Origin of the sequence: Pseudomonas tumuqii, assembly GCF_013184545.1 — a bacterium.
GTDB classification, from domain to species: Bacteria; Pseudomonadota; Gammaproteobacteria; order Pseudomonadales; family Pseudomonadaceae; genus Aquipseudomonas; species Aquipseudomonas tumuqii.
Window position 1 is genome coordinate 92,762 of record NZ_JAAOJA010000011.1, and the last position, 25,291, is coordinate 118,052.

19 protein-coding genes are annotated in these 25,291 nt (G+C 65.3%); 9 read left to right on the forward strand and 10 right to left on the reverse strand.

The genetic code is table 11. From position 1 onward, the window contains the following. Window positions 1–115 precede the first annotated feature (115 nt). From G9C89_RS19005 to G9C89_RS19020, 4 genes are all read right to left on the reverse strand, one after another. Complete coding sequence (locus G9C89_RS19005) at window positions 116–535, reverse strand: VOC family protein (protein ID WP_172151008.1); 420 nt, start codon at window positions 533–535, stop codon at window positions 116–118. A gap of 11 nt (window positions 536–546) precedes the next feature. Then, on the reverse strand, window positions 547–972 hold the full coding sequence (locus G9C89_RS19010; RefSeq protein WP_172151010.1) for a YciI family protein: 426 nt from the start codon (window positions 970–972) through the stop codon (window positions 547–549). Between the two features lie 141 nt (window positions 973–1,113). Further along, window positions 1,114–3,216 carry an elongation factor G gene (gene fusA, locus G9C89_RS19015; protein ID WP_172151012.1) on the reverse strand — a complete coding sequence of 701 codons (2,103 nt, stop codon included), beginning with the start codon at window positions 3,214–3,216 and terminating at the stop codon, window positions 1,114–1,116. A gap of 174 nt (window positions 3,217–3,390) precedes the next feature. After that, complete coding sequence (locus G9C89_RS19020; protein ID WP_172151014.1) at window positions 3,391–3,726, reverse strand: hypothetical protein; 336 nt, start codon at window positions 3,724–3,726, stop codon at window positions 3,391–3,393. Between the two features lie 249 nt (window positions 3,727–3,975). On the opposite strand from G9C89_RS19020, the gene G9C89_RS19025 reads away from it, so the two are divergent. From G9C89_RS19025 to G9C89_RS19050, 7 genes are all read left to right on the forward strand, one after another. After that, window positions 3,976–4,464, forward strand: a complete 489-nt coding sequence (locus tag G9C89_RS19025; protein WP_172151016.1) for a GFA family protein — start codon at window positions 3,976–3,978, stop codon at window positions 4,462–4,464. A gap of 653 nt (window positions 4,465–5,117) precedes the next feature. Continuing rightward, the gene (locus tag G9C89_RS19030; protein WP_172151018.1) at window positions 5,118–6,023 is read left to right on the forward strand and encodes an alpha/beta fold hydrolase; all 906 of its coding nucleotides are present in this window, start codon (window positions 5,118–5,120) and stop codon (window positions 6,021–6,023) included. A gap of 119 nt (window positions 6,024–6,142) precedes the next feature. Beyond that, entirely contained in the window at window positions 6,143–7,828 is a 1,686-nt protein-coding gene (phaC, locus tag G9C89_RS19035; protein ID WP_172151020.1) for a class II poly(R)-hydroxyalkanoic acid synthase, read from the forward strand. A 459-nt stretch (window positions 7,829–8,287) separates the two neighbouring features. Next, window positions 8,288–8,419, forward strand: coding sequence for a hypothetical protein (locus G9C89_RS25280; protein WP_256674325.1), 132 nt, complete (start codon window positions 8,288–8,290; stop codon window positions 8,417–8,419). Between the two features lie 363 nt (window positions 8,420–8,782). After that, window positions 8,783–9,583, forward strand: a complete 801-nt coding sequence (locus G9C89_RS19040) for an endonuclease/exonuclease/phosphatase family protein (RefSeq protein ID WP_172151022.1) — start codon at window positions 8,783–8,785, stop codon at window positions 9,581–9,583. Next, window positions 9,580–10,827, forward strand: a complete 1,248-nt coding sequence (gene clsB / locus G9C89_RS19045) for a cardiolipin synthase ClsB (protein WP_172151024.1) — start codon at window positions 9,580–9,582, stop codon at window positions 10,825–10,827. Before G9C89_RS19040 ends, clsB begins: the two co-directional genes overlap by 4 nt. Beyond that, window positions 10,824–11,825, forward strand: a complete 1,002-nt coding sequence (locus G9C89_RS19050) for a UPF0104 family protein (RefSeq protein ID WP_172151026.1) — start codon at window positions 10,824–10,826, stop codon at window positions 11,823–11,825. Before clsB ends, G9C89_RS19050 begins: the two co-directional genes overlap by 4 nt. 42 nt (window positions 11,826–11,867) lie before the next feature. Here the strand turns inward: G9C89_RS19050 and malK are convergent, their stop codons facing one another. The 6 genes from malK to malE form a co-directional block, all read right to left on the reverse strand. After that, entirely contained in the window at window positions 11,868–12,983 is a 1,116-nt protein-coding gene (gene malK, locus G9C89_RS19055) for a maltose/maltodextrin ABC transporter ATP-binding protein MalK (protein WP_172151028.1), read from the reverse strand. Window positions 12,984–13,057: 74 nt separating this feature from the next. Next, window positions 13,058–14,686, reverse strand: a complete 1,629-nt coding sequence (locus tag G9C89_RS19060) for an alpha-glucosidase (RefSeq protein WP_172151030.1) — start codon at window positions 14,684–14,686, stop codon at window positions 13,058–13,060. A 238-nt stretch (window positions 14,687–14,924) separates the two neighbouring features. Next, window positions 14,925–17,669 (reverse strand): HTH-type transcriptional regulator MalT, encoded by a 2,745-nt coding sequence (gene malT / locus G9C89_RS19065; protein WP_172151032.1) that lies wholly within the window; start codon window positions 17,667–17,669, stop codon window positions 14,925–14,927. Between the two features lie 251 nt (window positions 17,670–17,920). Beyond that, the gene (gene malG / locus G9C89_RS19070) at window positions 17,921–18,811 is read right to left on the reverse strand and encodes a maltose ABC transporter permease MalG (protein ID WP_172151034.1); all 891 of its coding nucleotides are present in this window, start codon (window positions 18,809–18,811) and stop codon (window positions 17,921–17,923) included. A 12-nt stretch (window positions 18,812–18,823) separates the two neighbouring features. Continuing rightward, window positions 18,824–20,347, reverse strand: coding sequence for a maltose ABC transporter permease MalF (gene malF / locus G9C89_RS19075; protein WP_256674326.1), 1,524 nt, complete (start codon window positions 20,345–20,347; stop codon window positions 18,824–18,826). A 100-nt stretch (window positions 20,348–20,447) separates the two neighbouring features. Next, window positions 20,448–21,635, reverse strand: a complete 1,188-nt coding sequence (gene malE, locus G9C89_RS19080; protein ID WP_172151038.1) for a maltose/maltodextrin ABC transporter substrate-binding protein MalE — start codon at window positions 21,633–21,635, stop codon at window positions 20,448–20,450. Between the two features lie 256 nt (window positions 21,636–21,891). On the opposite strand from malE, the gene G9C89_RS19085 reads away from it, so the two are divergent. Next, a complete protein-coding gene (locus G9C89_RS19085; RefSeq protein ID WP_172151040.1) occupies window positions 21,892–23,952 on the forward strand; it encodes an alpha-amylase in 2,061 nt (686 codons plus the stop codon). A gap of 99 nt (window positions 23,953–24,051) precedes the next feature. Next, complete coding sequence (locus tag G9C89_RS19090; protein ID WP_172151042.1) at window positions 24,052–25,131, forward strand: hypothetical protein; 1,080 nt, start codon at window positions 24,052–24,054, stop codon at window positions 25,129–25,131. Window positions 25,132–25,291 lie beyond the last annotated feature (160 nt).

A 25,291-nucleotide genomic window follows, 5' to 3' on the forward strand; every position in this document is an offset into this window, starting at 1 on the left:
GCGAACGCTGTAAAGCGCTTGCTGGTCCAGTATCGGGGTATCCACGGTGCGCACGGCGCACCCTACGGGTATTCGGTCCGTAGGGTGCGCCGTGCGCACCAATGTGCCAGCAAACTCAACCCATCTGGCTGTCCACCGCGCAGTTGATCATCCAGGACACACCGAAACGGTCGGTGAGCATGGCGAAGCGCGTGGCCCAGAAGGTCTGTTGCAGTTCCATCTGCACCGAACCCTGGGCAGACAATGCAGCGTACAGGCGCTCGGCTTCGGGCACGTTGTCCACCTGCAGCGAGATCGAACAGCCCTTGATGCCCTCGTACGGAGACTGCGGCAGGGTGTCGGAGGCCATCAGCAACTGGTCACCCACCGTCAGGCAGACATGCATGATGCGCTGCTGGAACTCCGCCGGAACCCCCATATCCTCAGGGCTGTCGGCGTAGCGCATCATCTCCAGGGTGCCACCCAGGCACTCGGCGTAGAAGTTGAACGCGGCCTCGCACTGGCCGTCGAACATCAGGTAGGCATGGATCTTCATAAGAACTCTCCTCATTCGTGAAGGTCGATGCGCGCGCGAAGACGGGCTTCCTGCTCGCGCAACTCGGGGGTGAATTCGGCGCCAAAATCTTCGGCTTCGAAGATCTGACGAATCTCGATCTCCGACTCACCTGGCATCGGATTGGGACAGCGCTTGACCCAGTCGATGCACTCTTGCAATGAAGCTACTTGGAAGATCCAGAAACCGGCGATCAGTTCCTTGGTCTCGATGAAAGGGCCATCGGTCACGCTGCGCTGGTTGCCGGAGAACTTCACTCGCACGCCCTTGGCGCTGGGGTGCAGACCCTCGCCGGCGAGCATCACGCCGGCCTCGACCAGTTCTTCGTTGTAGCGACCCATGGCCGCCAGCAGCTCCTCACTGGGCATCACCCCGGCTTCGGAATCTGCGGTTGCCTTGACTATCACCATAAAACGCATCGTCGTATCTCCTCGCAGGGACAAAGCCACGCGACCAGTGGCGTGGCGTCTGCCCATTAGTCGAACGCCGCATGCGCGAATCGACAGACTGCAGCGACTTTTTTTGCCCCACCACTTTGCTTGCCGGGGCCTGGCGCGCCTTCAGCCGGACTTCTTGAGGATGGCCGCGGCAATATGCGCCGGAGCCTCGGCGTAACGGGCAAACTCCATGGAAAAACTGGCACGTCCCTGGGACATCGAACGCACGTCGGTGGCGTAGCCAAACATCTCGCCCAGCGGCACTTCGGCGCGCACGATGCGCCCCGTCACGGCTTCCTCGGTGCCATGGATCAGGCCGCGGCGGCGATTGAGGTCGCCCATGATGTCGCCCATATATTCCTCGGGCGTGACCACCTCGAGGCGCATCACCGGCTCCAGCAGCACCGCCCCGCCCTGCTGCGCCAACTGCCGGGTGGCCGTCGAGGCGGCAATCTTGTAGGCCAGCTCGCTGGAATCGACGTCATGGGTGGAGCCGTCGAACACCGCGGCCTTGAGCCCGAGCAACGGATAACCGGCGAGCACGCCGTTCTTCATCTGTTCCTCGATGCCTTTCTGGATCGCCGGAATGTATTCGCGCGGGATCACCCCGCCGACGATCTCGTTGCTGAACTGCAGCCCCTCCTGGCCCTCGTCGGCCGGTGCGAAGCGGATCCAGCAGTGGCCATACTGGCCGTGCCCGCCGGTCTGGCGGACGAACTTGCCCTCGATCTCGCAGGTATTGCGGATGGTCTCGCGATAGGCCACCTGCGGCTTGCCGGTGTTGGCCTCGACGCCGAACTCGCGGCGCAGGCGGTCGACGATGATGTCCAAGTGCAACTCGCCCATGCCGGAGATGATGGTCTGGGTGGTTTCCTCATCGGTGCGCACCCGGAACGAAGGATCTTCCTGGGCCAGCCGGCTCAGGGCGACGCCCATCTTCTCCTGATCGGCCTTGGTCTTGGGCTCCACGGCGATGGAGATCACCGGCTCGGGAAAATCCATGCGTTCGAGCACGATCGGTTTGTTCAGGTCGCACAGGGTGTCGCCGGTGGTGACATCCTTGATGCCGATCAGCGCGGCAATGTCGCCGGCGCGCACCTCCTTGATCTCGGCGCGGTGATTGGCGTGCATCTGCACCATGCGCCCGACCCGTTCCTTCTTGCCCTTGACCGAGTTGAGCACCGCATCGCCGGAGTTGAGCACCCCGGAATACACGCGAATAAAGGTCAGGGTGCCGACGAAAGGATCGCTGGCGATCTTGAACGCCAGCGCCGCGAACGGCTCGTCGTCATCGGCGTGGCGCTCGTCTTCGCGCTCCGGGTAGTCCGGGTGGGTGCCGCGGATCGCGGGAATCTCGGTGGGCGCCGGCAGCAGTTCGACCACCGCATCGAGCACCAGCGGCACACCCTTGTTCTTGAACGAGGAGCCGCACACCGCCGGCACCACCTCGCAGGACAGGGTACGCAGGCGCAGGCCAGTCTTGATCTCGTCCTCCGACAGTTCGCCACCCTCCAGGTACTTGTTGAGCAGCTCTTCGCTGGCCTCGGCGGCGACCTCGAGCAGATTGGCGCGCCAGTGTTGCGCCTGCTCCAGCAGCTCGGGCGGAATCTCCTCTTCGCGCCCACTCATGCCCTGATCCTCGGCGCTCCAGTAGATGGCCTTCATGCGGATCAGGTCGATCTGTCCGCGGAAGTCCTCCTCCTGGCCGATCGGCAACTGGATCGGCACCGGCGTATGGCCCAGGCGCTGCTTGATCTGCCCGACCACGCGGAGGAAGTCGGCGCCGGCGCGGTCCATCTTGTTGACGTAGGCGATGCGCGGCACCTGGTACTTGTCGGCCTGCCGCCAGACCGTCTCCGATTGCGGCTCGACCCCGTCGGCGCCGCTGAACACCACCACCGCGCCGTCCAGCACGCGCAACGAACGTTCCACCTCGATGGTGAAGTCGACGTGGCCGGGGGTGTCGATGATGTTGATCCGGTACTTGTCCAGTTGCTTGCGCGAGCCGGTCCAGAACGCCGTGGTCGCCGCCGAGGTGATGGTGATGCCACGTTCCTGCTCCTGCACCATCCAGTCCATGGTCGCGGCGCCGTCATGCACCTCGCCCATCTTGTAGTTGACCCCGGTGTAGAACAGGATCCGCTCGGTAGTGGTGGTCTTGCCGGCATCCACGTGCGCCACTATGCCGATATTGCGGTAATGGCTGATGGATGTAGTGCGAGCCATGACGATTACCTCCAGGACTGGCTAAGCGATGCGCAGGAAGTCGGACTGCGAGGAGCGGCGCAACAACCGCCGCCCACATCTGAACGCTAGCACCCCTGCCAACCTCTGCAGACGCGATGCAGCGCCGCCTATCGGGAGAGCCGCCAGGACGTCGGCAAACCAGCCCGTCCCCGCCTAATAACCGGCACCGCCAGAGGAACGCCGCGGTTTCCCGTACTTCTTGCTCAAGCCGGGCGGCAACTGCTTGCGCCCCTGGTTCCAGCCGCCATCATGTCGGTCGGACCAGTACCAGCCATCATGATCGTGCCAGCGGTAATAGATCCGATCCCGGTAATACAGATGCGGCCAGCCGAGTACGACAAAGACGTCGAGATCGGGATCCCAGCGCCACTCGACCTGGGGCGGCGGTGCATACGGCGGAGCCGCGTACCCGCGATCCCCATCGACGTGCAGGGTGCAGGCTGCCAGCGGCAACACCAGACCCAGGTACAACAGATAGCGCAGCTTCATCACGCAGCCCCTCTTGCAGGTTATACCTGTCAGATTAGACCCAGGCGGCCGTGGACGGTTTCCGGATGACAATGCGGGCATTGCGCACTACGCGCGGAGCGAATGGCCGAACCTGGCCTGGTGATTCGGCGAGACGGGCATAAGCTGAACATTGGGGCAGCCGCGTCGCTGGCGATTCGCAGCAGACCGTCGCGGCGCCCAGCGGAACGGGCCTCCCGCACGAGTCAGGCTCGCGATAGGAGGCAAAAGATGAACACCCAGCCCGAGACATTCGAAGGCGGTTGCACCTGCCGCTTCGTACGCTATCGCCTAGTCTCACCGCCACTGATCGTGCATTGCTGTCACTGCCGCTGGTGTCAACGCGAAAGCGGCGCCGCCTTTGCACAGAACGCCCTGATCGAGGCCGACCGGGTGCAGTTGCTCGATGGCGATGTCGAGGTGATCACCACCCCCTCGCAGAGTGGCCAGGGCCAGAAGATCGCACGCTGCCCCAAATGCCACATCGCCGTGTGGAGCAACTACCACCAGGGCGGCGACGCCATCCGCTTCATTCGCGTCGGCACCCTCGACGAGCCGGACCGCTTTCCGCCCGACATCCATATCTACACCGCGTCCAAGCAACCCTGGGTCGTTATTCCGCCGGGCGCTGTGGCCGTGGCCGAGCTGTACAGCGTGCGCGAACTATGGCCCAAGGAGAGCCTTGAGCGCATGGCCCAAGCCCGGGCGCAGAAACCCTAGCGCCACCCGAGGTTGGCGACCGCCGCCGCGTTCAGCCCTGGGGGCGCTGCCGCTCCTGCATGCCGGCGCCCACTCGTTGTTCGACCTGCCGCCCGGTGTTCTCTGCGGCGACCAGGACACTGCCAGCGCAAAGCAATGGAGGTGAACACCCTGGTGCGACGGCATCCGCACAACGCCTTGAAATATCGATCACCACGGGCATGCAGGTGTCTGCCAGAAACCTCGACTTAACGGGCCGATGTTCCTTTGGCTTGGCTGTTTGAACGACCAATCCGCCGCAGCCCAGTTTCGCGCGGTATAACGCACGGCTCGTCGAAATAACGCGTCTGCGTTCTTGCATACGCGGGAGTCGCCTGCTTAAATCCGACCCCATGGTCTATTGGTGACCAACTAGTCACATCGATCATCTAAGCGCGCCCGCGCTGCTGCTTGCCTGCTCTGCCGCTGCCTGACCGAACCGGAGGGATCCCATGCTTCGCCACACGGAAATCGCCCCGATAAATCTTTGCAACTAATTGAGCATAAACAAGTCGTTTATTCGTTCGTCTGGTATTTGAGTATCAGGTCCAGGCGTTCCGCTGTCTGCTATATGGCCCGGCGACCAGCCGCTCAGGCTGTCCGCTGAGCCCAACTTGTGCCAGGAGGCTAACGACATGAGGCCGGAAACTGCCATCGTCGAGATTCACAGTAAGTACAGGGTCTATACCGAACGCTACCTCAACGCCGCCGCTGACAAGACCATCATCCTGGTCAACGGCTCGCTCGCAACCATCGCATCCTTCGCCCAAACGCTGCGTTACCTGCAACCGCGCTTCAATGTGGTGCTCTACGACCAGCCCTACGCCGGCCAGTCGAGACTGCACAATCGCCACGACCAGCCGATCCGCAAGGAAGACGAGGCCGAGATACTCCTGGAGTTGATCGAACACTTCCGCGCAGACCATGTGCTGTCCTTCTCCTGGGGCGGCGCGGCCACGCTGCTGGCACTGGCCCAGCGGCCGCGCCGGATCGAGAAGGCCGTGATCGGTTCATTCGCGGCGCGGATCAATCGGCCGATGCGCGACTATCTGGAGCGCGGCCTGGACCTGCTCATGGCCCGCGACCGCTTCAACGTCGGCCACCTGATCAACGACACCATCGGCAAGCACCTGCCGTCGCTGTTCAAGCGCTTCAACTACCGCCATGTCAGCAGCCTGGCCGAGCACGAATACCTGCAGATGCACTTTCATATCCACGAGGTGCTGGCGCAGGACACCCAGTGCTACGTCGCCTGTGCCGAAGCCATCGACATCCCACTGCTGTTCGTCAACGGCGAGTGGGACGAGTACACCACGGCGGGCGACGCCCGCCTTTTCGCCGGCCATGCCCCTCAGTGCCAGTTCAGCACCATCAAGAACACCGGGCACTTCCTCGATCTGGAACACAAGGCGGCTTGGCACGACACCCAGCAGGCCTTGCTCGGCTTCCTGCAGCCGGTATCCAACCCGGCCAAGCCGAAGAGCGAGCAGCAGTCGGACAAACCATACCGCTATACCGCCAGAGAACGCATAGCCACTTGACCATTAACCGGAGCCTGTCTACGGCTTACTGCTTCGCGACGATTTGGCTGCAACAGTGCGCCGTGCTGGCAGCCCTTTCTGTTCGGCTCTATGCCAATGACAACGGAGTGTAATTTTCAATGCGAGAGAAACCAGCGTCGGGCACCTTGCCCGTACCCGCAACCTTTGTGAATGCAGAACAAGGCGCCATGGCCGACTTACGCGGCCGCAGCCTGGTCTCCACCCTGCGCACCGTGGCCCTGCAGGGTCTCAGGCAGCCGATTCACAGTACCCGCCATGTTCTGGCCCTCGGCGGCCAGCTGGGTCGTGTGCTGCGTGGCGACACGGTGCATCAGCCCAACGTCCAGGATGCGCGCTTCCGGGATCCGTCCTGGCAGCTCAACCCGTTCTACCGACGCAGCTTGCAGGCCTATCTGGCCTGGCAAAAGCAGCTCAACGCCTGGGTCGATGAGAGCGATCTGGCTGCCGACGACCGCGCCCGTGCGCGCTTCGTCCTGGCAATGCTGGGCGATGCCATGGCGCCCTCCAATACCCTGCTCAACCCGCTGGCGCTCAAGGAGCTGTTCAATTCCGGCGGTTCCAGTCTGCTCAAGGGCATCGGCCACCTGCTCGACGACCTGCGGCACAACGGCGGCATGCCCAGCCAGGTGAGCAAGCAGGCCTTCGAGGTCGGCCGCAACCTGGCGGTCACCCCGGGTTCGGTGGTGTTTCGCAATGAACTGCTGGAGCTGATCCAGTACCAGCCGATGAGCGAGCAGCAGTACGCGCGGCCGTTGCTGATCGTGCCGCCGCAGATCAACAAGTACTACATCTTCGACCTGTCGCCAGACAAGAGCTTCGTCCAGTACGCCCTGAAGAACGGCCTGCAGACCTTCATCATCAGCTGGCGCAACCCCGATGCACGGCACCGCGAATGGGGCCTGTCGAGCTATGTGCAGGCGGTCGAGGAAGCCATCGACGCCTGCCGGGCGATCACCGCCAGCAAGGACGTCAACCTGCTGGGCGCCTGCGCCGGCGGCCTGACCATCGCCGCCCTGCAGGGGCACCTGCAAGCCAAGCGCCAGCTGCGCAAGGTGACCAGCGCCACCTACCTGGTCAGCCTGCTCGACTGCCAGGTGGATAGCCCCGCGGCGCTGTTCGTTGACGAACAGACCCTCGAGGCGGCCAAGCGCCGCTCCTACCAGCAAGGCGTGCTGAATGGTCGCGACATGGCCAAGATGTTCGCCTGGATGCGCCCCAACGACCTGATCTGGAATTACTGGGTCAACAACTACCTGCTCGGCAAGCAGCCACCGGCCTTCGACATTCTCTACTGGAACAACGACAACACCCATCTGCCTGCCGCCCTGCATCGCGACCTGATCGACTTCTTCAAACACAACCCGCTGATCCATGCCGGCGGCCTGGAAGTCTGCGGCACCCCGATCGACCTGCAGAAGGTCACGGTGGACAGCTTCAACGTCGCCGGCATCAACGACCACATCACCCCCTGGGACGCGGTTTACCGCTCGACCCTGCTGATCGGCGGCGAACGGCGCTTCGTGCTGTCCAATAGCGGGCACATCCAGAGCATTCTCAACCCGCCGGGCAACCCCAAGGCCAACTACCTCGAGAGCGGCAAGCTCAGCTCCGACCCACGCGCCTGGTACCACGACGCGCAGAAGCATGATGGTAGCTGGTGGCCAGAGTGGCTGAGCTGGATCCAGGCGCGCTCCGACGAACAGCGCCAGACCCGGCCGGCCCTGGGTAATCGGAAGCACCCGCCGATGGAGGCCGCACCCGGCACCTATGTGCATGTGCGCTAAACCTTGAACAGCCTGGCCGGGGATCTCCCGGCCAGCGAGGTGGCCCGGATGGCCACACTTTCTGTTCACCCAGGCTCTACGACTAACCGCACCGGGTCGGCAGCAGCCGGTCACGAACGACTGGAGGCGCCCCGTTGCTGACGCCCAGCAGCATCAATATCGTGGTCACCGATTGTTTTCGCACGCCCCCCTTCCTTAAAACACGAATTTTGATGCCCAAATGGGCTGTCCAAGCGGTTATTTGGCCATTCTCTTTCGATGTTGTTCTTTTCAGTCAAGCAGTTACCTGAGTCCGCCCCTCTGCGCTTCGATGCACCTCGCCCTGCGTTGAACCGCTAGTCACGACTGGCGGCAGGAGCGCCGAAGAAGAAGACCAGCGGCCACCTCCGCGACCGGGGACGACTCACCTCCTCACGACCTAGCTGGCCGCCCTGCCCCGAGCCCTGACTGGCCTCCGCGATGTCCGCGTGCTCGCTGTACTACTGGGTCGCGGAGATGCGCCTGGATGGTTTGCGCTTCGACCTGGCGACCAGCCTCGGGCGCGAGCCGAAGGGCTTCGACGAGCACCTACCTGATCGGCGCCTACAATAAATAGCTAGGCGCAAGGACGTTGCCCGGCTGGCACCCAGCGGCGAGGAGATGAGCACCGAGCAGTGGCACGCTGACCAGGGCCGTTGCCTGGGCATGCTCCTCGACGACCGCGCGCAACCCAGCGGCATCCGCCGCAGCGGTTCGGACAGCCCCTGCGGCTGATCGCCAATGCGCCTTACCAGCCGATCGGCTTCCGCCTGCTGCAAGTGCCCCAGGGCAACGGCTGGCGCCGCCTGCTCGATACGGCACGGGGCGGCGGCGATCGGGAAGTTTTCCCCTTCGACCGGGAATAGCCGGTCGGCGAGCGGACGCCGTTGCTGTTCGAACTGAGTCGCACGCGGACGCGCAACCAGGAGCAGACATGTGAAAACCGATAGCGCAAGGCAAGGCCGCGGCGGGCAACCCCCGGAGCATGCCGAGCCGGTGCACAGCCTGCGGATCTTGACGGTGAACACGCACAAGGGCTTCACCCTGTTCAACCGCCGCTTCATCCTCCATGAGCTGCGCGAGGCGGTGCGCAACGTTTCGGCGGAAGTGGTGTTCCTGCAAGAGGTGCAGGGGGCCCATGCACGGCACTCGCGGCGCGTTCACAACTGGCCACAGGCGCCGCAGTACGAGTTTCTCGCCGACAGCATATGGAGCGACTTCGCCTATGGCCGCAATGCGGTCTACCCGGACGGCGATCACGGCAACGCCCTGCTGTCGAAGTTCCCCATCGTCAGCGAGCGCAACATCGACATCTCGATCGCCGGACCGGAGTGCCGCGGCCTGCTCCACTGCGTCCTGCAGTTGCCCGCGCAACGCGAGTTGCACGCCATCTGCGTGCACCTGGGCCTGCGCGAGCAGCACCGCCAGCAGCAGCTGCAGCTGCTCTGCGAACTGCTCGGCAGCTTGCCGGCCCAGGCGCCGGTGGTGGTGGCCGGGGACTTCAACGACTGGCGGCTGCGCGCCACGCGTCTGCTGGAGGGCGAGGTCGGCCTGCACGAAGTATTCGAGCGCGCCCATGGCGTGTTCGCCCGGAGTTTTCCGGCGCGCTGGCCGTTGCTGCGCCTGGACCGCATCTACGTTCGCAACGCCAGCAGCCATGAGCCGCGGATACTCTCGACCCGCCCCTGGTCGCACCTGTCCGACCACCTGCCGCTGGCGGTGGAGATCCGCCTATGACGTTTCCCTGGCGCGCAGGCAACCGGCTGAGCCTGCTGATAAACGGCGAAGGGTTTTTCCCCCGGGTGTTCGCGGCCATCCGCGCGGCCGAACGGCAGGTGCTGATCGAGACCTTCATCCTCTTCGAGGACAAGGTCGGCAGCCAGCTGCAGGCCGAACTGATTGCCGCCGCCGCACGCGGGGTCAGCGTCGAATTGACGGTGGATGGTTTCGGCTCCGCCGATCTCAGCGGCGCGTTCGTCACGGCCATGAGCGAGGTTGGCGTGCGCGTGCATATGTTCGACCCACAGCCCCGTCTGCTGGGCATGCGCACCAACCCGTTCCGCCGCATGCACCGCAAACTGGTGGTCATCGATGGCCGCCAGGCCTTCGTCGGCGGGATCAATTTTTCCGCCGACCACCTGGCCGATTACGGCCCCGAAGCCAAGCAGGATTACGCCGTCGAGGTCGAAGGCCCGGTGGTCCACGATATCCAGCAGTTCGTCCTGGCCATGCTGGCGCCGACCGAGCGACGCCGCCGCGGCTGGCTGCGACGGGCCAGAGCGAAGCCGGACAGCCAGGCCACCGCCCAGGAGGACGCGGGCTCGGGCCAGGCGCAGTTGACCATCCGCGACAACCACAAACACCGCAACGACATCGAGCAGCAATATCTGCAGGCCATCCGCAGCGCACGCCAGCGCCTGCTGATCGCCAATGCCTACTTCTTTCCCGGCTATCGGCTGCTGCACGAGATTCGCCGCGCGGCGCTGCGCGGGGTCAGGGTCGAGCTGATCCTGCAGGGCCAGCCGGACATGCCGATCGCCCGCTTCAGTGCCCGGATCCTCTACGATTACCTGCTGCGGGGCGGCGTGAGCATCCTCGAATACAACTGCCGGCCGCTGCACGGCAAGGTGGCCCTGGTCGATGACGAGTGGGCCACCGTCGGCTCCAGCAATCTGGACCCGCTGAGCCTGTCGCTGAACCTGGAGGCCAACCTGATCATCCGCGACCGTACCTTCAATCGGCAGTTGTTCGAGCACCTGCAGGCATTGGCCAGCGAGCATTGCCAGGCAATCAGTCAGGCACATTTGGCGCGCTGGACCTTCTGGCGGATGCCGCTGGTGTTTCTCGGTTTCCACTTGCTGCGGCACTTTCCGGCCTGGACCGGCTGGCTCCCGGCGCACACCCCGAAACTCACCCTGCTGCAGTCCCATGAGCAGGCCAAGGCGGCCCGCAGCGACGCCCTGCGGCGCGAGCGACAATGAGCAAGCCGCGCCGTCTGGCAGCCACCTCGAGCGCCAGGCGCGACTGGCCGGCGCTCGGCAAACGCCTGCTGGGCCTGGCGCTCTTCATCCTGGTGCTGGGCCTGCTGATCGCTCTCAGCCGCCGCCTGGACTGGCAGGAACTGCTCGCGGCGCTGCGCGGCTACCGCACCAGCACCTTGCTCCTGGCCGCGGCCACCGCCTTCGCCAGCTACGCGCTGTACAGCTGCTTCGACCTGATCGGCCGCGCCTACACCCGCCATCGCCTACCGCTCTGGCAGGTCCTGCCGGTCACCTTCGTCTGTTACGCGTTCAGCCTGAACCTCGGCGCCTGGATCGGCAGTATCGGCCTGCGCTTTCGCCTCTATTCGCAGCTTGGCCTGCGTCCGTCCGTGATCACCAAGGTGCTCACCCTCAGCCTGATGACCAACTGGTTGAGCTACATCGGCCTGCTCGGGGTGGTCCTGACCCTCGGCCTGGTCGTGCCGCCGGCGGGCTGGGAACTCGGCCTCCCGGGCTTGCGCCTGCTCGGTGGCGGACTGCTGATCCTGCTGCTGGGCTATCTGCTGCTCTGTGCCTTCTCGCGCCGGCGCTACTGGACGATTCGCGGCCACAAGGTCTATCTGCCCTCGCTGCGCATGGGTCTGCTGCAGATCGTCCTCGGCGCCTGCAACTGGGCGCTGATGGCCCTGCTGCTCGACATCCTGCTGCCGGCCCAACTCGGCTACCCGGCCGTGCTTGGCGCCCTGCTGGTCAGCGCCTTCGCCGGGGTAATCACCCACATCCCGGCCGGTCTCGGCGTACTGGAGGTGGTGTTTATCGCCCTGCTGCAGCAGCAGGCCTCGATCGGCGTCCTGCTGGCGGGGCTGATCGGCTACCGGGTGGTCTATTACCTGCTGCCGCTGGCGCTGGCCGGGCTCGGCTATGCGCTGCTCGAGATGCGCGCCAAGCGCATGCAGCAGAGCAACCAGCGTAAGCAGACGGCACTCGACAAGCCTTGAGCAAGGCCGTTGAAAAACTCCCTGCTAGAGAGCAATTCCCTCTCAGCCGTAGATCGCCGGCTCGCGATAGTGCCGTGGGCAGGCCTGGCCGTCGGCGCGGAACAGGTGGCATTTGCTCGCCATCAGGCCGGCGGCGAAGGTCTGCCCGACCGCGACTCGCAGGTTGCCGTCGCCGCGGACCGTGACCATCTCATCGACCCCTTCCAGGGTCAGGTAGATCAGATTGTGGTCGCCCAGGCGCTCGGCCACGGCGACCTCGCCGTGGAAGGCAAAATCGGCCTGTTCGGGGGCGACGAAATGCTCCGGGCGCACGCCCAGGGTCATCTCTTCGCCGACTTCCACGCCACCGCCGTCGACCAGCACCGGCATGCGGTAGCCGCCGGGCATCTCGATCTCCACCGCCTCGCTGCTGGCACTCAGCGCCCTGACCTTGAGGAAGTTCATCTGCGGCGAGCCGAGGAAGCCGGCGACGAACTGGCTCTGCGGATAATGGTAGAGCTGCAGCGGCTGGCCGATCTGCACGATCTCTCCAGCGTTGAGTACCACGATCTTGTCGGCCATGGTCATGGCTTCGACCTGGTCGTGGGTGACGTAGACCATGGTGGCCTTGAGGCGCTGGTGCAGGCGCGAGATCTCGATACGCATCTGCACCCGCAGGGAGGCATCGAGGTTCGACAGCGGCTCGTCGAACAGGAACACCTTGGGCTCGCGCACCAGGGTGCGACCGATGGCCACGCGCTGGCGCTGGCCGCCGGAGAGGTCCTTGGGCCGGCGCTCGAGCAGCTGGTCGAGCTGCAGGATGCGCGACACCTCGGCGACCTTGCGCTGAATCGCGGCCTTGTCGACCTTGGCCAGCTTGAGGCCGAAGGCCATGTTCTCGGCCACCGTCATGTGCGGATAGAGCGCGTAGGACTGGAACACCATGCCCACCGACCTGTCCATCGGCGGCAGCTCGTTGACCCGCTGGCCGTCGATCAGCAGGTCGCCGGAGCTGATGTCCTCGAGGCCGGCGATCAAGCGCAACAGGGTCGACTTGCCGCAGCCGGAAGGACCGACGAAGACCACGAACTCGCCGTCCTCGATGTCCAGATTGATATCGCGGGTGATCGCGGTGCCGTCGTAGCTCTTGCAGATATTGCGCAGGGTGAGGCTAGCCATATGATTTCTCTCGAACAGGGCCCGCTCGAATTGCTTCGACCAGGCCGGAACCCTTTATAAATGTGTAGGAGCCATCACCCCAGCAGGCGGGCGAAACCGAAACCGTGGGCCGGCAAGTTTACCCAGCTGCCGAGAAACTCGGCAGTGCTGGCCGGTACGCCATCGAGCGGCTCGACCATCAGAGGCAGGTCGTAGCGGCGCGCGCTGGCGCTCAGGTTGAACAGACACAGCCAGGCTTGCTCGCCCAGCCGTCGCTCGAACACCAGCAGGGCGTCGTCGTGATGGCGCATCTGGATCTCGCCTTCGATCAGCAGCGGCTGCTGCTGGCGCCAGGCGAGAAATTGCCGATAGCTGTTGAGCATCGACTGCGGATCCTGCTCCTGCACATCCACCGCCAGCGCTCGATGGCGCTCGGCCAGCGGCAACCAGGGCTGCTGCGCGGAGAAGCCGGCATAGTCGCCCTCGCGGGTCCAGGGCATCGGCGTGCGGCAGCCATCGCGGCCCTTGAAGTCCGGCCAGAAGCGGATGCCATAGGGGTCGACCAGGTCTTCATAGGCCAGCTCGGCTTCGCCCAGGCCCAGCTCCTCGCCCTGGTACAGGCAGACGCTGCCGCGTAGCGACAACAGCAAGGCCATCAGCAAGCGTGCGCGCGCCGGGCTTTCCTCGCCGGCCAGCGCCCAGCGGCTGATCACCCGCACCACGTCGTGGTTGCCCACCGACCAGCAGGGCCAGCCGTCGCCCAGTTCGCGCTCGATGTTCTCCACCGTGTGGCGGATGAACGCCGGGCTGCACTGGGCGGTCAGCAGGTCGAAGGAATAGGCCATGTGCAGGGTGTTGCCGCCACCGGTGTAGGCGGCCATGGTGCGCAGGGAGTTGTCGCAGCCGATCTCCGCCACCGTGGCCGTGCCCGGATAAGCGTCCATCAGCGCGCGCAGGCGGCGCAGGAAGGCGAGGTTTTCCGGCTGGGTCTTGTCGTACAGGTGGCGCTGGTAGGCGTAGGGGTTGTCGACGCGCACGCCGATGCCGCCTTCGCGGATATCCGGGTTCGGCGGATTGCTGCGCAGCTGCCGGTCATGGAAGTAGAAGTTGGCCGCATCCAGGCGGAAGCCGTCGACCCCCAGTTCGAGCCAGAAGCGCATGTCGTCGAGCAACTGCTGCTGCACCGCCTCGCAATGGAAGTTCAGGTCCGGCTGGCTGGCCAGGAAGTTGTGCAGGTAATACTGCTTGCGCCGGCCATCCCAGCTCCAGGCGGAACCGCCGAACACCGACAGCCAGTTGTTCGGTGGCGTGCCGTCCGGGTTGGGCTCGGCCCAGACGAACCAGTCGGCCTTGGGGTTGTCGCGGCTGGTACGGCTTTCCTTGAACCACTCATGCTGATCCGAGCAGTGGTTGAGCACCTGATCGATGATGATGCGCAGCCCCCGCTCGTGGGCGACGGCGACCAGCGTCTGGAAGTCCTCCAGAGTACCGAACAGCGGATCGACCCCGCGGTAGTCGCTGACGTCGTAACCGAAATCCTTCATCGGCGAGGTGAAGAACGGCGACAGCCAGATGGCATCGACATTCAGGCTGGCGATGTAGTCGAGCTTGAGCAGCACGCCGGGCAGATCGCCGACACCGTCGTCGTTGCTGTCGAAGAAACTGCGCGGGTAAACCTGATAGATGACGCCACCGCGCCACCAGTCCTTGCGGATAACAGCCATACATCAAAGCCTTATATGTTCGTGATGACGGCTTCACTCTAGGCAAGCATGACTCCCGTCACATCCTCCCCGCCGGGCTTTTCGCGGGCGTAGCTTGCGCCCGACGAGGGGGAGGAGTTTTTTCGCAACGATCATGCGCGGTGGAGGCCTGGTGCGCACGGCGCCCGCCTACACAGCGGACCGCGTAGGGTGCGTCGCGCGCACCGGGGCGGGGGAAATCGCGCAGGAGTACCCCGCCCTACTCGCCCTGGATCTTGCTCAGCAGGCTGCGCGCCAGCTGTACCGCCTCGCTGCGCTGGGTGATGGCGAGCTTCTGGTAGAGGCTGCGGATATGGGTCTTGATGGTGGTCGGGGCGACGTTGAGGTGTTCGGAGATCTGCTCGTTGGACAGCCCGGCGTGGATCAGGCTGAGCACCTGCCATTCGCGCCGGGTCAGCGGTGAGTGGCGGATCAGCTCGGGCACGTCGGGGCGGTTGATGATGTCCTGGATCACCGCCTCGTCGAGGGTGATGCGGATCGCCCGGCTGAAGTCGCGCTGCTGCTGGGCCAGCTGGATCAGGCGGTCGGCGCGCTGGCCTTCCAGCTCGTCAAGCTGGCGTTCGTGCTGCAGGCCCTTGAGCATCGCGATCAGCGGTTTACCGATGCGCAGGAAGCTGCCGATCACCCCGGTGCTGCTGGCCAGGCTCAAGGCCTGGTGCAGATGGTCGAGGGCCGCCTGGCGCTCCTCGCGCTGCCAGAACAGCTGAGCCAGGAGGATATGATTGCGGTTCTGGTCCATCACCAGCTGGTGGCGCTCGGCGTCCACCTGCAACTGGCGCAGGATCGGCAGCGCGCGCTCGCCCTGGTTCAACGCCAGGTAGGCGCGCACATGGTTGCGCGCATTGCCCTGGGCGAAGTGGTTGGCCCCCGGTTTGAGCGGCGGCGCGGTGCTCAGCCACTGGCGGATGCTGTCCTTGTCCTGGGTCGAGTCCCAGTAGGTGAGCATCACCGCATGGGCATTGGCCAGCCAGTCGATATGGTAGTTGTCGCCGGCCAGCAGGCTCTGGATCTTGCCGATATAGTCGGCGCACACGCTCTGCTGGCCGCGGGCGTGAGCGACCCGGGCGAGCAGCACATAGCACTGCAAAAACCAGTGATCGCCCACCGCATCGAGGATTTCCAGGCCCTGCAGGGCGCACTGCTCCACCGCATCCAGGTGGTGCCACTCGAGCAGCACCTGGCCACGCACGCGGTGGATGAACTCCATGATCGGGGTCACCGGCAGCTGCTCCTGCTCGATGTACTGCAGCGCCCGTTCCTGCAGGTTGTAGGCCTTCTGCAGATGGCCCTGGGCGATGGCGATCTCCGACAACTGGCCGAGGCTCCACAGCACCGGGTGGGTGGCATCGATCTGCTGCGCGCGGCGCACGGTTTCCTCGTGCTGCTGCTGGGCCTGCTGCAGCTCGCCCTGGACGAAATGCACCTCGGCCAGCACCGACATCGCCGCCACCCGCGAGGTGCGCATGGTCAACGGTTCGAAGGCCAGGGCCTCACGGGCGAAGGCCACGGCCTGCTGCAGATCGCCCTGGTTGATCGCCACCTGGGCGCGCACCGCCTTGAAATCCGCCTCGATGCGCTGCCACTGCTCAGGGCTGTGCAGGCCCTTCTGCGCCGCTTCGCCGGCCTGCAGCCAGCGCTCGACCTGGTCGCTCTGGTACTGGTTCTGCGAGGCCCAGGCCTGCAACAGGGTGAACAGCGGCGACTCGGCGATGGCGCTTTCCGGCAATACCGCCAGGCAGCGCTGCAGCAGGGCCAGGCGGCCCTGGCGATAGAACTGGCGACCGTGCGCCTCGAGGATCTGGGTCAGCCGCTGCGGATCGCGGGCGAGTACCGCGTGGCGCGCCGCCTCCTCCGGCATCTGCTCCTCCAGCAGCGCCTCGGCGGCGCGCAGGTGCAGTTCGGCGACGCGCTGTGGCTGATGGGTGCTCAGCTCGTTCTGCAGAAAGCAGGCGAACAGCGGATGGTAGGCGAACCACTGGCGCAGGCTGTCGACGGGCTGGATAAACAGGCCGGCACGCTCCAGCGCCTCGAGCATCTCGCGGCCGTTGCAGCTCTCGGTCAGGCGGTCGGCCAGGGCCGCGCTGAAACGCTCGAGCAGGCAGGTGGCCTGGAGGAATTCCTGGGTCGGCGCGTCCAGCCCATCGAGCACCTGCTCGCGCAGGTAATCGCGGATATAGGGATGGCCGAGCTGCAGGCTCTCGAGGAACAGGTCCATGCCGCGCCCGGTCTGTACTTCCTGCTGGGCCAGTTGCAGGGCGCAGGGCCAGCCGCCGATGCGCCGGTTGAGGCGCTCGACCTGCTCGCGGTTGATCGCGATCGGCAGGCCCAGCGCCAGCAGCTGCTGCACCTCGTCGTGCTCGAAGGCCAGCAGGCCGGCATCCAGCGCCAGCAGCTGGCGCTTGACCCGCAGTTCGGCGACACCGAGTTCCGGCAGGCCGCGGCTGCACACCAGCAGGGTCAGCCATGCCGGGCTGTTGCGCAGGAAGAAACGCAGCGCGGCGATCAGCTCGGGGTTGCGCAGCACCTCGAACTCGTCGAGTACCAGCAGCAGCGGCGGGTGTTCGGCCGGCAACTCGGCGAGCAGGCGGGTAAGCAGGCCGTCGAGGTCCTCCTCGCCCCGCTCGGCACGGGCCAGGCTTTGCGCACAACCGCCGTCGAGGCGGGCATGCAGGGCGTTGAGCAGGTAGCGGCCGAACTGGCGCGGGTTGTTGTCCTTGTCATCCAGGTTGACCCAGGCCACCGCACCGGCGAAGGCCGAGGCCCACTGGCTGGCCAGCACCGTCTTGCCGAAACCGCTGGGGGCCTGCAGCACGGCCAGGCGGACCTGGGGCAGGCGCTGCAGCCACTCGTCGAAACGCGGCCTGGCGAGCAGCCCGGGATGCAGGGCCGGCGCACAGAGCTTGGCCGGAATCAGCGGCAGCGGCTGAGCTAATGCAGCATTCATACAATCACTCCCGTTAATTGTCTTTGTATCGGGTAGCGGCAGATCTTACGCAACTTGCAGGCTCAAGCCTGCGCTATAAACGGCAAAAACCGGCATGCCCCGATAGCGGGTATGCAGGTGCCTGTAGGGTGCGCTGTGCGCACCAATGGAGCCGTGACGCCACGACCTGGGCGCAATCAATGGCCACAGAGTTCATCCCATGGTGCGCACGGCCTAGGCGGCCCCACACACCCCACAGCCAGGTTCAGTCCCTACCCCTTCACCCCGCCCGCGGTCAGGCCACCGACTATCCACTTCTGGCAGTAGAGAAACACCGCGGTGATCGGCAGGCCGGAGAGCACGGCGGCGGCGGCGAAGTCGCCCCACAGGTAGTTCTGCTCGTAGAGATACTGCTGGGCACCGACCGACAGGGTCAGTTTGTCGACGTCCATCAGCAATACCGAGGCAATCGGGTATTCGGTGATGCTGGTGATAAAGGCAAGGATAAACACCACGGCGAGAATCGGCACGCTCATCGGCAGCAGGATGTGCACGAAGGCCTGCCAGGTGGTCGCGCCGTCGACGATGGCGGCTTCCTCCAGGGAGGCGTCGATGCTCTCGAAATAGCCCTTGATGGTCCAGATATGCAGGGCCATGCCGCCCAGGGAGGCGACTATCACCGCGCCGTGGCTGTTCACCCCGAGCCAGCCGGCGTGCTTGCCCAACTGGTCGAACAGGGCGTAGATGGCCACCAGCGACAGCACCGGCGGGAACATCTGGAAGATCAGCATGCCCTTGAGGATCGGCCCCTTGCCGGCGAAGCGCATGCGCGCAAAGGCGTAGGCGCTGGTGGTCGACAGCATCAGGATCAGCAGCGAGCTGATCAGGGCGATCTTCAGCGAGTTCCACAGCCAGGTCAGCACCGGGAACGGCGGGTTGAGCAGCGTGCCGTTGTCCAGGGTGTAGGGAATGCCCAGGGCCAGCGACCAGTGTTCCAGGGTCGGCTGGTCCGGCAGCAGGCTGCCGGTGGCGAAGTTGCCCTCGCGGAAACTGATCGACACCACCATCAGCAACGGAAACACGATCAGGGCGATAAACCCGAGCAGCCCGGCGTGGGTCAGCCAGAGGCGGTATTTCACGGATTGCGGTTGCACCATGGCCATCGGCGGGCCTCCTCAGACTTTGACTTTCGAGAGTTTCAGGTTGAGCCAGGCCATGCCGCCGACCACCAGGAAGATCAGGGTGGCGATGGCCGCCGCCAGGGCGAAGTTCTGCCCTGAGTCCTGGAACGCGATGCGGTAGGTGTAGCTCACCAGCAGGTCGGTGGTACCGGCCGGGGTGGTTGCGCCGATGATGTCCGGACCGCCGCGGGTGAGCAGGGTAATCAGCACGAAGTTGTTGAAGTTGAAGGCGAAGCTGGCGATCAGCAGCGGCGCCAGCGGCTTGATCAGCAGCGGCAGGGTGATCTTCAGCAGGTTGTCCAGGGGCGTCGCGCCATCCATCGCCGAGGCCTCGTAGAGGTCGCGCGGGATCGCCTGCAACAGGCCCATGCTCAGCAGCAGCATGTAGGGATAACCGAGCCAGGTGTTGACGATCAGGATCATGCTGCGCGCCAGGGTCGGGTCGCTGAACCAGTCCGGGCGCACGCCGAACAGGCTGTCGAGCAGCAGGTTGATCTCGCCGAAGTTCTGGTTGAACAGGCCGCGAAATACCAGGATCGAGATGAAGGCCGGCACCGCATACGGCAGGATCAACATGACCCGGTAGAACGCCTTGCCGCGCACCAGGTCCCACTGCAGCAGGCTGGCCAGGCCCAGGCCCAGGGCCAGGGTGAAGAGCACGGTGAGGCCGGCGAAGGCCACGGTCCAGACGAAGATTTCGAGGAAGGGATCGCGGATGCTCGGCTCGCTCAGCACCCGGGCGAAGTTGCTCCAGCCGGCGTACACGGTGAAACCGGGGGCCACCTTGCTGCCGTGGCTGTCGACATAGAAGCCGCTGCCCTGATCGGCCTCCAGGCGCTCATTGCTGCGGGTATTGAGCAGGTCGCCATTGTCCAGCAGGCGGTACAGCGGCTTGACCGCCGCCACCTCGCGCAGGCCATAGAGGCGCAGCAACTCGCCGTCGGCGCCGCGCAACACCCACTGTTCCAGTTCAGCGCGGCGTTGGATCACCTCGCGCAGCGGCAGGGCTTCGGCCAGGCTCACGGCGCTGTCCGGCAGCAGCTCCAGCGGCTCGCTGAGCAGCGGATCGCCCTGCAGCGGCGGCGAGACAAACACGCCCTGCTCGCCCTGGTCCACCCGCAGGCGCAGTGCGCCGGCGTCATCCGCGTGCAGGCTGAAGGCGAAGCGCTCGCCGGCCAGGTAAGTCTGATTGAGGTGATAACGCTGCACCTGCTCGAAACTCAGCAGATTGGTCGCGCTGTAGTTGGTAAAGCCGATGCCCACCGTGTACAGCAGCGGAAAGATCACAAACACCAGCATGCCCGCCACCGCCGGGTAGATATAACGGTGGGCATAGGCTTTCTTGCTGATAAAAACGTAACTGGCGATACCGGTAACCACCAACCCGAGCAGGGCGAAGGCGACCTGCTGTTGGGCGTAAAGCGCCACCACCAGGTACAGCGCCAGGGCGTTGAACAGCCCCCAGACAGACCAGCGCAGGGGCTGACGCAGGTACGCAAAAGCGGATGTTCGGGTCATGGCAGGGCTGACCGGTGCGATTGAAAATTCCAGGGCTGACATCTTGTTATAGCCTCAAGCAAGGCGGTTGCCGACGTTCGGCGTCGGCAACCGCCGGTTGTCACTTGGCGATACGCTTGGCAGCGTCATCCAGCGCAGCGTCCACGGTCTGGCGACCGGAGGTGATATTGGTCAGCGCCGGGGCCATGGCCGACCAGAAGCTGCCCATTTCCGGGACATTGGGCATCGGCCGGCCCATGGCGGCGTTGTCGAAGGTGGCCTTGATCAACGGATCGTTGGCCAGCTCGGCCATATAGGCCTTGTTCGGCACCGCACCCAGGGGCACATCGGCATTGACCGTCTTCAGCCCTTCGACCTGCAGCAGGTAGTTCTCGAGGAACTCCACGGCCAATGCCTGGTTGGGGCTGGCGGCGTTCAGGGTCGCGGCCATCACCCCGGTGAACGGCCGGCTGGCGGCCTCGCCCACGGCGGGGATCGGCGCGACGCCGAAGTCGATGCCGCTCTTCTGGATGTTCGACCAGGCCCAGGGCCCGCTGATGAACATCGCCGACTCGCCCTTGTTGAAGGCTGCCTCGGCTGCGCTGTAATCCGCACCCTTGGGCATCACCCCGGCATCGATCAATTGCTTGAGCACGGCCGCGCCCTGCTTGGCGCCGGCGCTGTTGACCCCGGTCTGGCTGACGTCGTAGCCGCCGTCCACTTCGGCGAAGGCATAACCGCCGTTGGCCGCCAGCAGCGGCCAGGTGAAGTAGGTGTTGTTGTAGTCCCAGAGGATCGCGCGCTTGCCGTCTTTGGCCAGCTCGACGTTGAGCGCCAATACCTCGTCGAAGTTTTTCGGCGGGGTCGGCACCAGCGCCTTGTTGTAGATCAGACCGGTGGCTTCCACTGCCATCGGGTAGCCCCACAGCTTGCCCTGGTAGGTTACCGCGTCCCAGGCGAAGTCCTCGATCTCGGCCTTGTTCTTGGCACTCGGATTGATCGGCGCGATCAGCCCGCTCTGCGCCCATTCGCCGAGGCGATCATGGGCCCAGATAAAGATGTCCGGACCGTTACCGGTGGCGGCGGCCTGCTGGAACTTGTCGGTAGCGCTGTCGGGGTGCGCCACTTCGACCTTGATCCCGGTGTCGGCGGTGAACTTCTCGCCGACCTCGGCCAGGCCCTTGTAGCCCTTGTCGCCATTGATCCAGATAACCAGCTTGCCTTCCTCGATGGCCGCCTGAACCGATAGCGGCAGGCTCAGGGTGGCGGCCAGGCCGATGGCGGCAGCACTAAATAGCTTTTTGTTCATTGGGTGAGAGTCCTCGTGGCTTCTTGTTGTTGATCCACAACCGCTGCAGGCCGGTGAATGGTCGCGCAGCCCTTGCATCCTCGGACAGAACCACAAGCGCCACATCCTCCCCCGGCGCAGCTCGCGAGGGCGTAGAGACGGGGGCGTAGTCTGCCAGCCGCCAGCGAAAAAAAGTATGCGCACCGGCCCTTTCCACGCCTGCCGCAGACGGCAAAAACCGACTTCAATGGCGGCTCAACCGTACCGGGAGAAGTTCATGCGCCGCTCGTCACCGCTGCTCGCCAGTCTGCTTATCGCCATGCTCAGTCCTCTTGCCCAGGCAGCCCCGCAGTTGCAGGCCTGGCTCGACCAGCAGCCGCTGCAGCTGCTCTGGCACAGCGAAGCTAGGCAGCGTTACAGCAGCGAACTGGAGCTGCAGCCCGGCCTGCTGACCCTGCGCGGCCCCGCCAGCGTGGAGCCGGCGCAGGCCCTGGCGCTCTACCAGCGCCAGGCCTGGCAGGCCGACAGTCACCTGAGCCTGCAGGTACCGACGGCCGGACGCTATCGTTTGCTGTTCCAGGACGGCGACGACGCGCACCTGCGCCTGCTGCCGATCAAGGCGGCGGCCGTCAGTCAGGTCGCCTGCACAGCTTGGCAGGGCCAGGCCCTGAGCGTCGATGTCAGCCGGGTATTCGCCGACGGCCAACAGCTGCGCGATGGCTATAGCGGACAACTGGCGACGGTCGAAGACGGCCAGGTGCGGATGACCCCGGCCCCCCACAGCGGCGGCCTGCTGTTGCTCGAAGCCGCCGCGGCGCAAGCCAAGCCGGCCCACGACTGGCGCAACGCCACGGTGTATTTCGCCCTCACCGATCGCTTCGCCAACGGCGACCCGAGCAACGACCGCAGCTACGGTCGCCAGCCCGACGGCGAGCAGGAAATCGGCACCTTCCACGGCGGCGACCTCAAGGGCCTGACCGGCCAGCTCGACTACCTGCAGCAGCTTGGGATCAGTGCGCTGTGGATCAGCGCGCCCATTGAACAGATCCACGGCTGGGTCGGCGGCGGCGACCAGGGCGACTTTCGTCACTACGCCTATCACGGCTACTACGCCCTGGATTTCACCCGCCTGGACGCCAATATGGGCAGCGAGGACGACCTGCGCGAGCTGATCGCCCAGGCCCACGCCCGCGGCATCCGCGTGCTGTTCGACGTGGTGCTCAACCACCCCGGCTACTCGACCCTGGCCGATATGCAGGAACTCGGCTTCGGCGGCCTGCGCGACGGCATGGCCCAGTACCTGCCGCAGCGCTGGAGCGACTGGCAGCCGGAGAGCTACGAGAACCTGCACGCCTACCACAACCTGCTCGACTACCAGCACCCGGACTGGAAGCAATGGTGGGGCAAGGACTGGCTGCGGGCCGGCATCGCCGACTACGACAGCCCGCCGAGCGTGCTGGTCGATCCGCTCAAGGGCCTGCTGGCGTTCCTTCCCGACTTCAAGACCGAAAGTGAGCAGGCCGTGACGCTGCCGCCCTTTCTGCTGCGCAAGGCCGATACTCGTGCGGTGCCGCGCGAGGGCTACCGGGTGCGTGACTATCTGGTGGAATGGCTGACGTTCTGGGTACGCGAGTTCGGCGTCGACGGTTTTCGCGCCGACACCGTCAGGCATGTCGAGCTGGACAGCTGGGCGGCGCTACGCCAGGCGGCCGACCAGGCCCGCGCCGAGTGGTCGGCCGCCAACCCCCTTGATCCCATGAGCGGCAGTCCGTTCTGGATGGTTGGCGAAGTATTCGGCCACGGCCCCCAGGCCAACGTCTACCAGAGCAACGGCTTCGACGCCCTGATCAACTTCGCCTTCCAGGGCGAACTGGCGGCCAAGGCCAGCGACTGCCTGAGCCAGGCCGATAGCGGCTACGACGAATACGCCGGGCTGCTGCAGAACAGCCCTGGGCACAACTTCATGAGCTACGCCTCGTCCCACGACACCTCGCTGTTCTTCGCCGAACAGCACAATGACCTGACGCGCCAACAGGGCCTGGCCGCGGCCCTGCTGCTCAGCCCCGGCGCGGTGCAGATCTACTACGGCGACGAAAGCGCCCGCCGCCTCGGCCCCAGCAGCTCCGACCCGTATCAGGGCACGCGCTCGTCGATGAACTGGGCGGCGCACCAGCAGCCGCCCATCGCCGCCCTGCTCGACCACTGGCGCATCCTCGGCCAGTTCCGCGCGCGCCACCCCGCCATCGGGGCCGGCAGCCACCAACGGCTATCCAGCCAGCCCTACGCCTTCGCCCGCCGCCTCGGCGAAGACAAGGTGGTGATCGTTCAAGGGCCGTAAAAACCTTGGTGCGCACAGCGCACCCTGCGACAACGCGAACCCCGTAGGGTGCGCGGGGCCGCCTAGGCCGTGCGCACCAGCTCCCCCAGAGGTACCGATATGACCCCGGAACAACAACGCCAGCAGGCCCAACTGGCCTTCGCCGCCAGCAACGCCGACATCCAGGTCGGCCAGGCCGCCGACTGTCCGCTGCCCATCGAACAACTGCTGCTGACCACGGCCGCCAGCCCCTGGGTGCGTCGCCACTTCGCCAGCGGCCTGACCGCCGAGGTCTACCAGATCGAGGCCGACGGCAGACTCTGGACGCTCAAGCGCGCGCGGGCGCACTGCAAGGTGCAGAACCTCAACGGCCAAACCTCCTTTCTCAACGAGGTGCAGCGCCGCGCCGAACTGCAGGCCCTGAAACAGCAACCGGCCTGGGCCGCGGCGCTAAGCGGGATAGTCGCCACCCAGTACGCCAGCTATCGCCAGGGCCTGCTGCTGTCGCCCTGGATCGCCGGCGAAGCCGTACAGGAGTGGGACGAGCGCCGCCTGCTGCAGCTGTTCGCCAGCCTCTCGGCGCTATTGCAACTGGGCTTCTTCGACTGGGACCTGTGCCCGGGCAACCTGCTCGACGACGGCCAGATCCGCCTGTTCGACTTCGGCTATATGTACCGCTTCGACCCCTTGCGCGCCTGCAACAGCAACGGCCTGCTGACCCCGCAGTGCCACGCCGCCGAACGCTTCGAAACCCGCAGCTACTACGCCTACCTGCTCGAGCTGGAACAGCGCCGGGGTAGCGCCGCCGCCCTCAGCGCCCTGGAACTGGAAAAACGCATCGCCCTGGAGTGCTACCAGCACCTGCGCCACACCCTGGCCCGGTGCGGGGCATGCCACGACGTATTGACCTGGCTGGATGGCATCATCGGCGACTGGCAACAGGCCCTGCGCCACGACCTCGCCCGCCTCTACCTGCGCGAAGCCTGGCGCTCGCACTGGAGCGACCTGGACGACGACCTGCAAGGCCAGACCTGCACCCCCCTGACCCTGCAACGCCTGGATTGGCTGACGGAATGCCTGGACGCTCAGGGCTCGGAGTTACAACGCCTGGACCTGCTGCAAGACAGGCCCGTGGCTGCCTGGCGACAACAACTCGAACAGGCACGGGAACAGGCCCTGGCCTGGCAGGTCGGTGGTTAACCTACGAAAGAGCCCCCAGCAGCGCACGCCGTAGGGTGCGCCATGCGCACCGCGACTTGCGCGATTCTTCGCCAAATGCCACCCCATTCTGCGACAGCAATTTGACCGGTCGCTAGCCTGACAGATCGGCGTTTAACCCCGGTGCGCACGGCGCACCCTA